We start from the raw sequence: 14,040 nt of genomic DNA, 5'->3' as shown, positions 1-14,040 counted from the left end.
GTCACCGCATCCGCTGCTTCATGCGGTTGGCCTCGGCCAGGTTGAGGTCCTCGGCGTTGACGAGCGACTTCTGCGTGCCGAGGGTCTGTTCGGCGGTCTGCTGGAAGGCGATGGACAGGTTCGTCAGCAGTTCCTCGCACGCGTCGGCGGCTGGCACGAGCGTCTTCCTGAGCTGGTCCGCGGTGTCGTCGCCGTAGCCGCAGGCGGCGCTGGTCAGGCGGTTGGCCGCCTTCGCCTGGGTGAGGATGTCGCCGGTGATGCGGGACAACTCGTCCGTCTGGAAGGCGCCGTGCGCCATGCCGCCCAGATCGGCTGCCATGTAATCGGCCATGACCGTCTCCCTTCGTCCACATCACATCCACTCCTATGTCCGGCATCCGGGTGCCGGTCCGCCGTGCCACGCGGGTGCCGCCCGCGCGGCACGGCCGCTGTCTCTTCCGGGGCCGGGGTGCGGCCACCGATGTGCTATCCCTGCTGGCCCGGCAGGGCCCCTCGGGTGAACGCCGCGATCACGTCGTCCAGGGTGGAACGCCCCTCGGCCGCCGCCCGCAGGTCGAGACCCTCGGGCATGTGCGGCGCCATGGTCCGCTGCGCGGCTTCGGAGGCTTCCTCCTGCGCCCGCTGGACCGTCTCCAGCAGCGCCTTCGACAGCTCAGCCGCGGCCATCGACCGGTAGCGGGTGCTGTGCAGCTTGATGCCCGTCACCCGGCCACGGGCGTCAGCCGTGACGCTGAGCAGATGATCCTTGGCCGTGGCCGTCACGCTGACCCGGCCGAGGCTCTCCCGTGCCTCCTTCGCCTGCACGCGAGCCGCCTCCAGACGTTCCAGGGCGTCCTCCATACGGGCCTGGAGCGGATTGCCACTCATCGGTCTCTCCCAGGTACGAGGTGTCGGCATACAGTTCGGCGCCGGTGCCTGGCCGGCCCAGCACGGTGGGGGCGAGTTCCGGGTCGGTGCCCCACACGGAGGCGTCCTCCGCGAGCCAGGTCGTGCGCTCGCGCTCCTGGTTCTCCTGGCCCTTCCCGCCCATCCCGTTGGCCATCGGAGGGAACAGCGGGACGCCCGAGCCGCTCTTGCCGGTCGACGAGGTGGACATCGGCCCGCGGACGCCGTTGGAACCGTTCGTCCCGGAGCCGCTGTTGCCGCTGGAGGTGGTCGGCAGGCCACCGGATCCCGTTCCTGTCCCCGTTCCGGTGCCGGTCCCGGTGCGGCCTGAGGAGAGCGGCGGCGGCGTGTAGTTCTTGATGTCGTGGGGCGTCCACCGCTTCAGGTCGGTCTGCCCGGGACGGGGCGGCTTGTAGGTGATGGTCTTGTTGCCGTTGCCCGTGCCCCTGTTGGGGTTGGTCAGGCCGCTGTTGGGGTTCCGCCGGTTGATGTCGTTGTTGCCAGGGTTCAGGTTGCGCAGGTACGGCGGTATGTAGTGGTTCTGGTCGTTCTTGGTGTCGGTCTGGCCCGGGGGCAGATCCTGCTTGTCGAGGTCGCCCGTGCCACCGGTGCCGTTGTCGCCGGAACCGTGGTTCAACAGGTTCTTCAGCGCGTTGCCGTCGCCGTTGCCGGTCTGTCCTTCGTCGAGTCCGTTGCCCTCGCCGGTCCGGTCTTCACCCAGTCCGTTGCCGTCCCCGGTCTGCCCCTTGTCGAGGTCGCTCGAACCGGGAGGCTGGTCCTTGTCGAGGTCGCTCGAACCGGGAGGCTGGTCCTTGTCGAGGTCGCTCGAACCCGGCGGCAGGTCCTTGTCACTCGAACCCGGCGGCTGGTCCTTGTCGTCCGAGCCGGGCGGCAGGTCCTTGTCATCCGAACCCGGTGGCAGGTCCTTGTCGCCCGAGCCCGGCGGCTGGTCGTTGCCGCCCGGCGGATTGCCGCCGTAGCCACCGCCGTTGATGGCGTTCTCGATGCTCGTCGGTACGGGCTTGAGCGAGAGCACCGCCCCGTTGTACGCCTGCGACAGCTTGATGTGGACGTCACCCACCATGCCGTCGAGGTACTGCTGGGCGGTCTTCAGCCACAGGTCCTTGGCCTTCTGCTCGATCAGGTCCCAGGTGCCCTGCTGGTCGACGTAGCCGATGTCCTGCCCGTCGAGGGTGAGCTTGGTGGTGCCCAGGCCGCCACCGGGATTGTCCTTGTGGTCCACGTTCAGGCCGGACAGCACCTGTTGCAGCGCCCCGGCGGGCGACCACGTCGGCTGGGATCCCCAGGTGCTGTAGATGTTCTGCATCTCGTTCACGGCGGCCCGCAGCCCGTCGCGCGCCTGGGCGATGCCACCCAGGTAGCCGCCGGAACCACTGGGGCCGCCGGTGAGGGTGTTGATCTCCTCGAAGGCCCGGGACAGGCGCAGCAGGACATCGGCGAACGCGGAGGACGCCGACCCCTTCCAGCCGCTCTCCGGGGAGTCCAGCTTGGCCCGCCACTGGTCGATGCCGATGTGGAAGTTGTCGAAGTACTGGATGGCGGCCTTGAGTTGCTGCTCGGCGTTGGTGAAGCTGGGCTGCGAGGTCACATCGGTCCCCGAGCCGGCCAGCGCCTGGAGGATGTGGTAGGCGCCCATGTTGAACTTGGGCCAGGCCGCGTCCTTGCCGTCCGGCCCCTCGTCCCCGTCGAGCATGGCGATGCCCGCGGTGCGCGAGAGGCCGCGCCCGTCGTCGTACCGCGTGACCCACTGGCCCTTCCACGGGTCCTGTCCGAGGGCGTAGTTCCAGTAGGCATGGGTCCAGCGAGGTGCCGTCACGTCGGTCGCCTTCGGGATCTGTCCCGCGGTCGCGCCGGCCGACTGCCCGTCCTTGACGAACTTGTTCAGCAGGTCGGCCCAGTCCATGGGGTCAGCCAAGGGTCTGCTCCTGAGTGAGTTGCGGGCGGGAAGCGGAACGCGGTCCAGGCGCCGTTACCGGTGCTGCCGTTGTGATGGGTGATCAGGGAGTGGTCTGGCCCTCGGGGTTCGTCTGCCCGGAGTTGTTGCCGGAGGTGCCACCGGAGTTGGCGCCCGACCCCGAGCTTCCCTTGCCGCCCGCGGCCAGCGCGCTGCCGATGATGCCCTGGAGCTGCTGGGCCGTCAGCTCGGTGTTCTCGTCCTCGATGTTGCTCATGGCGGCGCTGGTGTTCATGAGCTGCACCATCATCTTGTCCGAGAGGGTGTACGCGGTGTTCAGCTCGGTCAGCAGCGCGTTCGCCGCCTCGTTGAAACGCGTCTTCAGGTCGACCGCCGGCTGGTAGTTGTCACCGCCGGGCAGCAGCTTGTTGGCGCCCTGGAATGCCTTGAGGATGACGCGTGCCTGGTCGGCCGCGTCGCGCAGGTTCGTCAGCTCGTTCGTCCGGAAACCCTCCAGGGTCGCCTTCGAGAACGTGATGGTGCCGTGGTCATCCGCCATTTTCGCTCCTGCGGGGTGAGAGCGCGCACGCGGCGCGGGCCGCGGTGATCAGCGCGGAGTACGAAGAGTAGGGGGACAGGGCCCGTAACGGAATGGGGGCCGGGTGCGGGCCGGCGTGCGGAACCCGGGTGGCCCGCACGCCGGTCGCGGGGGAGGTCAGACCGTGGTGTTCTGCCACTGCTTGTTCTGGTCGCCGTCCACCTGCTGGTAGTTCTGCGCGACGCGCGTCAGCGTCTTGTGGCCCATGCCCAGGGTCTCGCGCATGTCATCGACCTTGGCCATCCACTGCTGGTGTGCGTTGTTGTACGCCTCGATGGTCAGACCGTCCATCTCGCCCCGCACGGTCATGACCTGGCGGGACAGTTCCTCCAGGTAGTTCTCGATCTGAATGGTGTAGTTGACCAACTCCTGGCGCGTGTTGTCCATGACGCCGTGGTTGGCACTGAAATCCGCGAAGCTTCCGCCCATGGGGACATCCTCGATTCGATGGGGTGGTGGGAAGGGAGCAGCCGCCGGCCGACGGCTCGGGGGCGGACCGCCGGGTCAGACGCCCGGCCAGCCCTTGCCTTCCGCCGCGGCCTGCTCTTCGTTGGTCACGAAGTCCTTGTGCGTGGCGCCGAGTTGCAGCCCCATCTGCTCCAGGGAGTCCATCAGCGACTTGAGCTGCGTCTGCCAGGTCTCCAGCGCACCGCCGAACCCGTTCGACGCGTTGCCCGTCCAGCCCCCGGCCAGCGTCATCTTGCTGTTGGTGACGTTGGTCTGGATGTTGTCGCAGCTGTGATGCACGTTCTCGATGGCGCGGGCCGCGACCTGGAGGGCGTGCTCCGTACTCGTGAACTGGGCAACCATGCGATCACTCCTTGAGGTTGGTGCCGGATGCGGAACGGGGGTCCGTGCCTCGGCAGCGTGAATCGGTGAACGGCGTCGGGTTCGGGCACGGCCGGTGGTGGCTGATCATCCGGCTGCCTTCGTGCCCTTGCCCGAACCCGCGGTGGAGCTTCCGGAGGCGCGGCACTCGGGGTCCTGCGGCGCCTGCGGAGCCGCCAGGGCGGGCCGCGCGGCGGCCGACGGATCGAGCACGGGGCCCGTCGGAAGCAGTCGCAGCAGCGCTGACGGCAGTCGAACGGCCTCCTGCTCGGTGTACGACAGCTTCTTCAGCACCGAGTCGTCGGCCAGCGGATATTTGGTTCCGTCCCCGGTGACCAGGTACGGAGCACCGGCGCCCGCGCCGCTGCCGTCGCCGCCACGGCCAGGCACCGGCCGTGCCAGCACCGCCGTGCCAGGCTGCGCGGTCACCAGACCCGGCTGCGGGCAGCCGGGCGCGGTGCTCTGCCGCGGCACGATCTGCCGGCCGCCGGCCAGCTTCCGGTCGGTCAGGGTGATCTGCTGCCGCGGGGAGCCGCCGTGCGGGGCCACGGTCAGGCAGGGGACGGCGCCGCCCACCGTGAGCGCGCGGGGTGGCGCGGCCGGCAGCCCGGCGGTCACGTCCGGCTGCTTGCCCTTCGCCAGCGCCGACTTGACCTGGTCGGGGGTCAGCTCGACGGCGGTGGGCGCGGCCCCGTCGTACGCCTTGCTGCGGGTGGCCGCGTCACCGCGCAGGAGCTGGGTGCCGGTGAGGGTGAAGGGGACGAGACCCGACTTGGTCAGCAGGTAGTACTGGTCGGCCGAGCTGGGTGTGTGCACCACGAAGAACTGGCCCACCAGCCGCTTGTGGCCGGCGATCACCGGACCCGCCGAGCCGCGCCCGGGAACGTCGGGCGCGCTCAGGTCGGGGCCCGCGGGTACCGCGGCCAGGAAGGACTCGTCGACGGATACCGGGTCGGTGGTGCCGTAGCCGAGCGCCTGCACGGCGCCGCTCTTGCCGTCCAGGCGCAGCCGCTGGCCGTGCCACAGCAGGTAGGCGTTCTCCTTGGCGTCCTGGACGAGCACCGCCTTGCCGTCGGGCAGCGGCGGGCTGCCGGCGCTGACGCCGATGCCCACCGAAGTGGTCGCCAGATCGCCGCCGTCGTCGCCCGGCCTGCTGGTGGCGCACACCTGCCAGGTGCCCTGCGAGAGGGCGTCACCCGCGGGCAGTGAGTCGGGTGCGTCGGGGATGCCGATGGGGGTGCCGCGCGGCACCCCGTCGAGCGAGTCCCGCGACACCTCCTGCACCAGGCCCTTCTCACCGGCGGCCAGCTTGGCGGACGCGTAGTTGAGCACCGGACGCAGCTCACCGTCGCCGTACAGGTACCTGGCGCCCGTCTCCTTCTCCACGATGATCGCGTTGGCCTGGCGCCAGGCGGTGGAGGCGCCGGGGAAGAGGAGTCCTGACAGGGCGAAGCCGACGCACAGCAGCAGGCCGATGACCAGGCCGATCACGGTGCCGCGCTTGGTGCGGCCCAGGTGCGTGTCGACGGCGTCGGGGTCGGCGGAGAGCATGCTGGAGGTCAGGCGTCCCACCACGAAGGAGTACGCCTGGACCTGGTCCCGCCGTGACTGCATGTGCTCTCCTACTACCGTGCCGTGCCGTCGGTGACCGGTCGGCGTCGCCCGCGGGGCGCGGTGACGCGGGGGTGCGTGAGTCGCGCAGCGGGGCCGGTCGTCCGCCGCGCGCCGCGGACGTCAGCTCAGCCAGCCGCGCAGCGCACCGAGCGCGCCCAGGTCGACGAGGACGAGCGGGAGCAGCGCGATGGCGCAGGCCGAGTGGAGCAGGTCGGCGGCGCGTCCCCAGTACGGGACGAGACGGCGGCCGGGCAGCGACCACGAGGCGATGACCAGGCCGGTGCCGACGACGAGCAGGGCCAGCAGCACCAGGGCGCGGGCGCCAGGGGAGCCGTCCCAGGCGAAGCCGAAGGCGGGCAGCAGCAGCCCGAGGCAGCCCGGCAGCGCCACCGAAAGACGCTGCCGGGTGCCGGCCATCGCGCGGGCGTGCAGGATGAGCAGCACGCTCAACACGGCGCCGAGCGCGACCGGTTCCCAGCCGTGTCCTGTGGACAGCGCGATCAGGCACCCGGCGCAGATCAGGCCGCAGGCGGCGTAGAGCGCGGTCATGTAGCGGTCGGCGACGCGGGTCCGCTCCAGGACGTCGGACGAGGGGACGGGGTCGATCCCCTCCTGGAGTTCCTGGGCGTTGGTGGGGAGGGGCGGCAGCCGCAGTCCGGAGAGGCGGAAGGACAGCAGGGGGACGAAGGTGCCGAGCACCACGGTGACGGCGGCGACCGGTCCTGCCGCCTCCGACGGCGCGAGACCGGCCGTCAGGCCGAGGACGCCGCCCACCGCTCCGAGGAGGAACGCGAGCAGTACCGCGGTGAACAGCGGTGCCGCGGACGCCGCGGCGGCCAGGGCCAGGATCGCGCCGCCCGATCCGGCCGCGCAGCCGGCCAGCAGCCGCGCACCCGACAGGGCGTCGCCCGGCGGTCCCGCGGGTATGAACCAGCCGGCCACGAAGAGGAACGGCACGGCCAGCAGGCCGAGCACGGTCCCCGCGACGGCGTCGCCCACCGCCCGGGAGGCGCAGACCGCGCCGAGGAGAAGCAGCAGGGCGACGACCGCGGTGCCGCCTGAGCGCAGCAGGGGCAGGTCGCTGGTGGCCAACGGGACGAGTCCGGCGAGGAGTACGGCGGAGCCGAAGCCGAGTGCCAGCCTGCGGGTGCCCTGGGGGCCCCACTGGTCGGCGCGCTCCCGGATGCCGGTGGCGACCCCGTCGACGAGGTCGTCGAAGTGCACGGGAGGCAACTGCTCGCGGCGTGGGCGCAGATGAAGCGTTTCGCCGTCGCGCAGTCCCAGGTCGGCGGGTGTCGCGTCCTCGTCGAACGCCGGGTGGCCGAGCCGCTGGAGCACCCAACCGCCGTGCTCAAGACCGGTCTCGTCCAGGTCGCCGCCCGGCACCGAGCCGTGTTCCAGCAGGGAGGGCAGCAGCTCGGCAAGGGGCATGTCGGCCGGCAGACCGATGTCGAAGGAGCGCTCAGGTGCCTTGACGACGACCTTGCAGATGTCGGCAACGATGGTGCTGCTCACGTCGGTTCCCGCCTTCCGCCTCGACGTTGAGGGGCATCGGTCGGGACGCCCTCCGTGCCGAGGCAACAGTTGCTTCGGACGCAACGATGCGGAAGGAGTGGACGTTCGGAGGCTGTGCCGGTGCCCTCGTCGTCGTCGAGCGGGAGCCCCTGCACAGGCCGCGGAACGTCACGCTCTCGGCGCGACAGCATCGCTCTGCCTGCGGGGAGGGCGCCCGGGTGGAGAGGAAGTTAACACAAGTCGGACGGGTATTGGCCGGTTGCAAGGAAAGTTGTGTGATCTTCGTGAGAGCGGGGCCGCTGGGGCCCGTGAGGCGCCATGGCATCATCGGGGCCCACTAGCTCGACGCGCCACCCTCCGACCGTCTTGAGCGGCCGGCCCCTGCCCGTATGTCTCCCGTACGGCCGGCCGGTCCCGGGGGCGGTCGCACCCCGTACGCACCGAGAGGACCTGTGTGAGCCTCATCCTCTTCCGCCGTCCCCCGCGCCGGCCAGGACCCGAAGTTCCCGGCGGCGAGCTGGAGTTGCAGGAGCCTCCCGTCCTGCCCGAGCGGGTCAGCAGCATGTCCGCGCTGTTCACCTACCTGCCGATGGCCATCGCCTCCACCGGCATGGTGCTGATCTTCCTGCGGCCCGGGGGCGGCAGCGGCGTCTTCACGTACATGGTCGGCGGCATGATGCTGATCAGCACGCTCGCCATGCTCATCGGCCAACTCGTGCGCACGGCAGGGGAACGCAAGCAGCGCCTCAGCGGTGACCGCCGCGACTACCTGCGCTACCTGTCGCAGAACCGGCGGCGCGTCCGTGAGGCCGTCGTCGGCCAGCGCGACGCCCACTCCTGGCGCAACCCCGACCCGGACGCCCTGCGTTCGCTCGTGCGAACTTCCCGGCTGTGGGAACGGCGCACCAGCCACGAGGACTTCGCCGAGATCAGGCTCGCCGTCGGCGACCAGCGGCTCGGTATGCGCGTCGCCCCCATGGAGACCAAGCCGGTCGAGGACCTGGAACCGCTGGCGGCCCACGCCCTGCGCCGCTTCATCCGCGCCTACACCTCGGTCGCCGACCAGCCCATCGCCCTCTACCTGCGCGGCTACGCACGCGTCCAGATCCGCGGGGACGACGAGGCGGCTCGCGCCATGATCCGGGCGGTGCTGGGCCAGCTCGCCGTCTTCCACGCCCCCGAGGAACTCCGCATCGCGGTGTGCGCGGACGAAGGCGGCCTCAAGCACTGGGAATGGCTCAAGTGGCTGCCGCACGCCCTTCACCCCACCGAACACGACGGCGCCGGCCAGCGCCGTCTGGTGACCGACGACACCACCGAGTTCACCGAACTGCTCGGCAGCGTCCTCGGCGACCGCCCGCGCTTCGACCCCCAGGCCACACCCGGCAAGGAAGAACCGTTCACCGTCATCGTCCTCGACGGCGCGCACGTACCGGCCGACGACCGGCTGGCCGGCGGCGGCTACCGCAACAGCGTCGTCATCGACATCGCAGGCAGCATCGACAGCAACGGCGGCCCGCACACCCTCGGCCTCGAAGTCGAGCCAGGACACCTGCGTGTCGTGGGCCGCGACCGCAACGGACGCGAGACCCTCTCCCGGCTCGGCAGCCCCGACAGCCTCAGCATCGTCAGGTCCCGCGCCCTCGCGCACCTGATCGCGCCGTACCGCATGAGCGTCACCACCGAGGTCGCCGAGCCGCTGGAGTCCAACTTCCAGCTCACCACCCTGCTGGGCATATCGGACCTGCACACCCACGAGCTGGAACGGCTCCACGAGCACCGCGGCCCCGGCGAACGCGACCGGCTGCGTGCCCCCATCGGCGTCGCCGCCGACGGCTCGCCCGTCGAACTCGACCTCAAGGAATCCGCGCACAACGGCATGGGCCCGCACGGCATGCTCATCGGCGCCACCGGCTCCGGAAAGAGCGAACTGCTGCGCACGCTGGTCACCTCGCTCGCCCTCACCCACTCGTCCGAGATCCTCAACCTCGTCCTCGTGGACTTCAAGGGCGGCGCCACCTTCCTCGGCCTGGAGGACCTGCCGCACACCTCCGCCGTCATCACCAACCTCGCCGACGAGGCGGCCCTGGTGACCCGCATGCACGACGCCGTGCACGGCGAACTGATCCGCCGCCAGGAACTGCTGCGCAGCGCGGGCAACTACACCAACAACCTGGAGTACGAGAAGGCCCGCCTGGCCGGCACCCCGCTCGCGCCCATGCCGTCCCTCGTCATCATCGTCGACGAGTTCAGCGAACTGCTCGCGGCCCACCCCTCGTTCATGGATCTCTTCGTCATGATCGGACGGCTCGGCCGGAGCCTGGGCGTGCACCTGCTCCTCGCCTCCCAGCGCCTCGACGAGGGCCGCGTCCACCAGCTCGAATCGCACCTGTCCTACCGCGTCGGACTGCGCACCTTCTCGGCCATGGAGAGCCGCGGCGTCCTCGGCGTCCCCGATGCCCACCAGCTGCCGCCCGCCCCGGGCAACGGCTACCTCAAGAGCGACACCGCCACCCTCACCCGCTTCAAGGCCGCGTACGTCTCCGGGCCCTACGAGGCCAGGCGCCGCAACGCACCGAGCGCGCAGGGCGGCGGCGTGGCCGTGCCGTACCGCTCCGGCTACGTCCCGCCCACCCGGCCCGTCGTGCCCGTCGAGCCCGAGACCGAGGGGGAACAGGAGAAGCTCACCCTCCTGGAGGCCGCCAACCGGCGCCTGCTGGGCAGCGGCCCGCACGCCCGCCGCATCTGGCTGCCCCCGCTGGACGTGCCGCCCACCCTCGACGAGATGCTGCCCGCCCAGCCCGATGACGTGGCACGCCTCTACGACCCCGAGCGCAAACAGGCAGGGCCCCTTCGCGTGCCCGTCGGCGTCATCGACCGGCCCTTCGACCAGCGCCGCGACCCGCTGATCGCCGACCTGTCGGGCACCGGCGGCCACCTCGGCGTGGCCGGCGGGCCGCAGACCGGCAAGAGCACCCTGCTGCGCACCGTCATCACCGCGCTCGCCCTCACCCACACCCCGCGTGAAGTGCAGTTCCACGTCTTCGACTTCGGCGGCGGCAACTTCAACGTGCTGTCAGGACTGCCGCACGTGGGCACCATCAGCAGCCGCGTCCACACCGAGCGCGTCAACCGCACCGTCGGCGAGCTGCACACGCTGCTGACCCGCAGGGAGGAACAGTTCGCCGAAGCGAACATCGACGGCATCGCCGACTACCGCAGGCGCCGCGCCGCCGGGGAGTTCGCCGACGACCCCTGGGGGGACGTCTTCCTCGTCGTCGACGGCTGGTCGACGCTCCGCAACGACTTCTTCGACCTCAGCCAGGACATCGCCCAACTCGGGGCGCGCGGACTGAACTACGGCATCCACCTGATGATCGCCTCGCCGCGCTGGGCCGACATCCAGTCCGCACTCCGCGACCAGATCGGCAGCCGCTTCGAGCTGCGCCTCGGCGACCCGGTGGACTCCGTCGTCAACATGCGCAAGGCCAAGGAGGTCCCGCGCATCCCCGGCCGTGGGCTGACCGAGGACACCTACCACTTCCTCACCGCGCTGCCCCGCGCCGACGGCGACGGCAACCCCGCGGGACTCACCGACGGCACCCAGGAACTCGTCAGGTCGGTGCGCGACGCCTGGGGCGAGAGGCCGGGCGCCCCCGCCGTGCGGATGCTGCCCCACCTGGTGCCGGCCGCCGAACTCCCCGAGCCCGATGGCCGCGCCGTGGCGCTCGGCCTGGAGGAGAACGAACTGGCCGTCTTCCGGCAGGACTTCGACACCAGCCCGCACCTGATCGTCATCGGCGACACCGAGAGCGGCAAGACCAACCTGCTCCGCCTCGTCGCGGACTCCATCGTCCGCACCCACACCAGCGCCCAGGCCAAGTTCGCCTTCGTCGACCTGCGGCGCGAGCTGTACGACGCGGTGCCCGACGACTACCGCCTCGACTACGCCGTCTCCCTCGACGCGGTCCGCGAAATGGTGCGCAACGCCTCCGCATCGATGCGGCCCCGCGTCCCGGGCCCTGACATCACCCCGGACCGGCTGCGCAAGCGCGACTGGTGGAACGGCCCGCAGGTCTTCCTCATCGCGGACGACTACGACCTCGTCGGCGGGGGCGGAATCGGCGCGCAGTCGCCGTTCGAGCCGCTGCTCGAACTCCTCAGCCAGGGCGCGGAGATCGGCTTCCACCTGATCATCGCGCGCTCCGCCGGCGGCATCAGCCGCGCCATGACCGACCCGCTGATGCGCCGCCTCGTCGAGGCGAACACCAACCGCATCCTGCTGTCCTGCCCGCCGTCGGAAGGCGTCCTCTTCGGCGACATCAAGCCCCGCACGTTCCCGCCCGGCCGCGCCCAGTGGATCTCCCGCCGCCGCAACGTCCAGGTACAGACAGCCCTGTTGGGGGAAGGCGAGGGACGGTAGCGCCGGGTGCCCGCTGTCGCCGCCGACGAGGACGAGGCGCGAGCCGGGCCCGCCTGCGAGGGCGGGCCCGGCTCGTTCGGCTCAGAGGCCCGTCCGTCTCCGGCACGACGCCCGACTACGACGCCCGGCTACGACGCCCGGCTACGGTGCGCGCCAGCCCCGCGCCCGGCCCCGCGGAATCAGCACCGCCAGCATCGCCACCACGGCCGCCACCGCGGCGACACCGCCCACCAGCGTCCACACCGGCCCGGACGCGACCTTCGCGGGCGCCGGGTCCGCCCGGTAGGCGGCGGTCTCCTCCCGCCCGCCGGCGGACGTGCCGCCACCGGCCGCGTCGCCGGCCCGCAACGCGCCCACGGCGCCCTCCGGGTCGACCGTCCCGTAGCCCGTCACCGGGTCGGGGACCGCGCCTGCGCTGCGCACCGCGGTGGCCCGCAGCCGTTCCCGTACCGCGTCCGACGACAGGTGCGGGTCGCGCGCGCGGACCAGCGCCGCGGTGCCCGCGACGAACGCCGCCGCCACCGAATCCCCGCTCCCGGTGAAGTGCCCGCCGCCGGGCCCCACGCTCAGCACCCGGTCACCGGGCGCCGTCAGATCCACCCGCGCCACCGCACCGCCGTCCGCCGCGCTCCGGCCGGTGCTGCCGCCCGTGCCGAGCGGGGCACCCGCCACGTCGACGGCGGCCACGCTCACCACCTTCGGATAGGCGGCGGGATAGGCCACCTTGCGGTTGCCCGAGTCGGTCGCGCCGGCGACCACGACGACGTTCTTCTCCTGCGCGTACGCGACGGCCGACTTCAGGGCGCCGCTGGAGCGGACGGCGCTCGTGCCCACCAGGACCACCCGCGCACCGCGGCCGATCGTCGAGCGGATGCCGGCGGCCACGGAGTCGGGGTCGGCGTCGCCGCCGTAGCCATCGGGCTTCGCCGTCGCCCCGATGACGCGGGCCCGCGGCGCGACGCCCTCGAAGCCGACGCCCGGGGCGCGGGCCGCCGCCACGACACCGGCCAGGAAGGTCCCGTGCCCGGAACAGTCCGTATGCGCGCCCGACACGCGTCCCGACAGGGCCGGCACGTCGCCGTCGAGCCCGCCGTCCACCACACCGACGGCCACGCCGCCGCCCTCGCTGAGCGGGTGCGCCCGCTCGATGCCGATGAGCTTCTGCGGCCACGGCGTCGCCTTGGCCGTACGGGAACTGTGCTTGACGCACTTCGTACCGTCGAGCGACGGGACGACCTGCGGCAGCACGGCGGAATCGGCGAGCGGGGCGGCACCGGCCGCCGTGGCCGGTCCCAGGCCGACGAGCAGTACGCAGCACACCGTCGTGGCCCGCAGGGGAAGCTTCCGCCGTCGGTCGGACACGAACGTGCCTCCTGGAGCATTCGTCGAACAGCCGCCGTCACAGGACAGCCGGCCTCGGTATGCCGGGATCATACGCAGAACACACCGGCGCGCGAACGGCCAGGTGGATCACGGCGGTCACGCCGTCCCGGCACCGTGGAGAGCCGCAGCGGGCGTGATCTACTCTGCGCAAGTGTGCGGCACTTAACGGACGTTGACGAGCCCGGCGGGTACCGAGCGGGCCGGTCAGCGGAGAGCGGGAGCCGGACCGTACGCCAGGCCGTCGTGCCGGCGGGCGGCTTCGGGCGGCGGATGTGGCCGCTCACCCGCAGCCGGCCCAAGCCGATGGTCGAGGTGCACGGGACGCCGGAACGCTGCCGCATCCGGACGAACCGTGGCTCGCCGCGTACGGCGACATCTGGACACACTTCCCGCCGACCGACATGGACGCCCACCACCGGCGGTACGCCCCGCTGGCCACCGTCGCCCTCGCCCGCCCCTGGCTGCCCCGGGGCAGCGTCGACTGCGACGAGCACGGCCGGGTGCCGGCCCGCACGACCTGGCAGACAGCGAGCGTGAAATCGCCGCACCGCAATGAGGGCCATCGGCCCCGCGGGAGACACCGCCACCAGGAATTCGGACGGCCAATGCGAAGGCCCGCTAAGGCGCATCCGGACGGGGGAAATGGCGGTGCGGAACGAGAACTCCGAAGAGTGCGCGACGGCCCCGGAAATCGCTTCGTAAAGGCGGCGGCAATAAGCAGCCGAATCAGCGAACTACCCGGTCCGGCCCCTCGGAAACGGTCAGGATTTCGCGCCCTGACCGTCCGGGACGGCCTCTTCCCAAATTCCGGAAAGCGGTCCAGGATTGTCCCTTCGCGACTCGCGTCAGAGCGTCGTTGCGCACGGCTCGGCACGGCCT

11 protein-coding genes are annotated in these 14,040 nt (G+C 71.5%); 2 read left to right on the top strand and 9 right to left on the bottom strand.

The annotated features are described in order from the left end of the window. Position 1 precedes the first annotated feature (1 nt). The 8 genes from ACGFNI_RS09040 to eccD all read right to left on the bottom strand — a co-directional run bounded on the left by ACGFNI_RS09040 (position 2) and on the right by eccD (position 7,355). Positions 2–331: a hypothetical protein gene (locus ACGFNI_RS09040; protein WP_393681981.1), complete on the bottom strand. Its 330-nt coding sequence runs from the start codon at positions 329–331 to the stop codon at positions 2–4. 134 nt (positions 332–465) lie between these two features. Beyond that, positions 466–762, bottom strand: coding sequence for a YbaB/EbfC family nucleoid-associated protein (locus tag ACGFNI_RS09035; RefSeq protein WP_393681979.1), 297 nt, complete (start codon positions 760–762; stop codon positions 466–468). Further along, a complete protein-coding gene (locus tag ACGFNI_RS09030) occupies positions 719–2,821 on the bottom strand; it encodes a WXG100 family type VII secretion target (RefSeq protein WP_393681978.1) in 2,103 nt (700 codons plus the stop codon). The genes ACGFNI_RS09035 and ACGFNI_RS09030 overlap by 44 nt, the downstream gene beginning before the upstream one ends. Positions 2,822–2,903: 82 nt before the next feature. After that, on the bottom strand, positions 2,904–3,359 hold the full coding sequence (locus ACGFNI_RS09025; RefSeq protein WP_393681976.1) for a hypothetical protein: 456 nt from the start codon (positions 3,357–3,359) through the stop codon (positions 2,904–2,906). 156 nt (positions 3,360–3,515) lie between these two features. Next, complete coding sequence (locus ACGFNI_RS09020; protein WP_393681974.1) at positions 3,516–3,827, bottom strand: WXG100 family type VII secretion target; 312 nt, start codon at positions 3,825–3,827, stop codon at positions 3,516–3,518. Between the two features lie 75 nt (positions 3,828–3,902). Further along, positions 3,903–4,208, bottom strand: a complete 306-nt coding sequence (locus tag ACGFNI_RS09015) for a WXG100 family type VII secretion target (protein ID WP_393681973.1) — start codon at positions 4,206–4,208, stop codon at positions 3,903–3,905. A 105-nt stretch (positions 4,209–4,313) separates the two neighbouring features. Then, the gene (gene eccB, locus ACGFNI_RS09010) at positions 4,314–5,840 is read right to left on the bottom strand and encodes a type VII secretion protein EccB (RefSeq protein ID WP_393681971.1); all 1,527 of its coding nucleotides are present in this window, start codon (positions 5,838–5,840) and stop codon (positions 4,314–4,316) included. A 120-nt stretch (positions 5,841–5,960) separates the two neighbouring features. Next, the gene (gene eccD / locus ACGFNI_RS09005) at positions 5,961–7,355 is read right to left on the bottom strand and encodes a type VII secretion integral membrane protein EccD (protein WP_393681969.1); all 1,395 of its coding nucleotides are present in this window, start codon (positions 7,353–7,355) and stop codon (positions 5,961–5,963) included. Positions 7,356–7,809: 454 nt separating this feature from the next. Between eccD and eccCa the strand changes: the two genes are divergently transcribed. Beyond that, on the top strand, positions 7,810–11,778 hold the full coding sequence (gene eccCa / locus ACGFNI_RS09000) for a type VII secretion protein EccCa (protein WP_393681967.1): 3,969 nt from the start codon (positions 7,810–7,812) through the stop codon (positions 11,776–11,778). 141 nt (positions 11,779–11,919) lie between these two features. Here eccCa and ACGFNI_RS08995 read toward each other — a convergent pair whose 3' ends face one another. Next, a complete protein-coding gene (locus tag ACGFNI_RS08995) occupies positions 11,920–13,140 on the bottom strand; it encodes a S8 family serine peptidase (RefSeq protein WP_393681965.1) in 1,221 nt (406 codons plus the stop codon). A 135-nt stretch (positions 13,141–13,275) separates the two neighbouring features. Between ACGFNI_RS08995 and ACGFNI_RS08990 the strand changes: the two genes are divergently transcribed. After that, positions 13,276–13,698 carry a sugar phosphate nucleotidyltransferase gene (locus ACGFNI_RS08990; protein ID WP_393681964.1) on the top strand — a complete coding sequence of 141 codons (423 nt, stop codon included), beginning with the start codon at positions 13,276–13,278 and terminating at the stop codon, positions 13,696–13,698. The last annotated feature ends 342 nt before the right edge of the window (positions 13,699–14,040 follow it).

The sequence above is a fragment of the Streptomyces sp. NPDC048644 genome (genome assembly GCF_043199105.1).
In the GTDB taxonomy this organism is placed as follows: Bacteria; Actinomycetota; Actinomycetes; order Streptomycetales; family Streptomycetaceae; genus Streptomyces.
The sequence above is the reverse complement of the archived record's forward strand: the minus strand, read 5'-3'. Positions and strand labels throughout refer to the sequence as shown.

What these genes read in the sequence shown, in the direction of transcription:
- ACGFNI_RS09015 (WP_393681973.1), bottom strand. Translation starts at nt 4,208, where the DNA reads ATGGTTGCCCAGTTCACGAGTACGGAGCACGCCCTCCAGGTCGCGGCC.
- eccB (WP_393681971.1), bottom strand. Translation starts at nt 5,840, where the DNA reads ATGCAGTCACGGCGGGACCAGGTCCAGGCGTACTCCTTCGTGGTGGGA.
- ACGFNI_RS09040 (WP_393681981.1), bottom strand. Translation starts at nt 331, where the DNA reads ATGGCCGATTACATGGCAGCCGATCTGGGCGGCATGGCGCACGGCGCC.
- ACGFNI_RS09025 (WP_393681976.1), bottom strand. Translation starts at nt 3,359, where the DNA reads ATGGCGGATGACCACGGCACCATCACGTTCTCGAAGGCGACCCTGGAG.
- ACGFNI_RS09020 (WP_393681974.1), bottom strand. Translation starts at nt 3,827, where the DNA reads ATGGGCGGAAGCTTCGCGGATTTCAGTGCCAACCACGGCGTCATGGAC.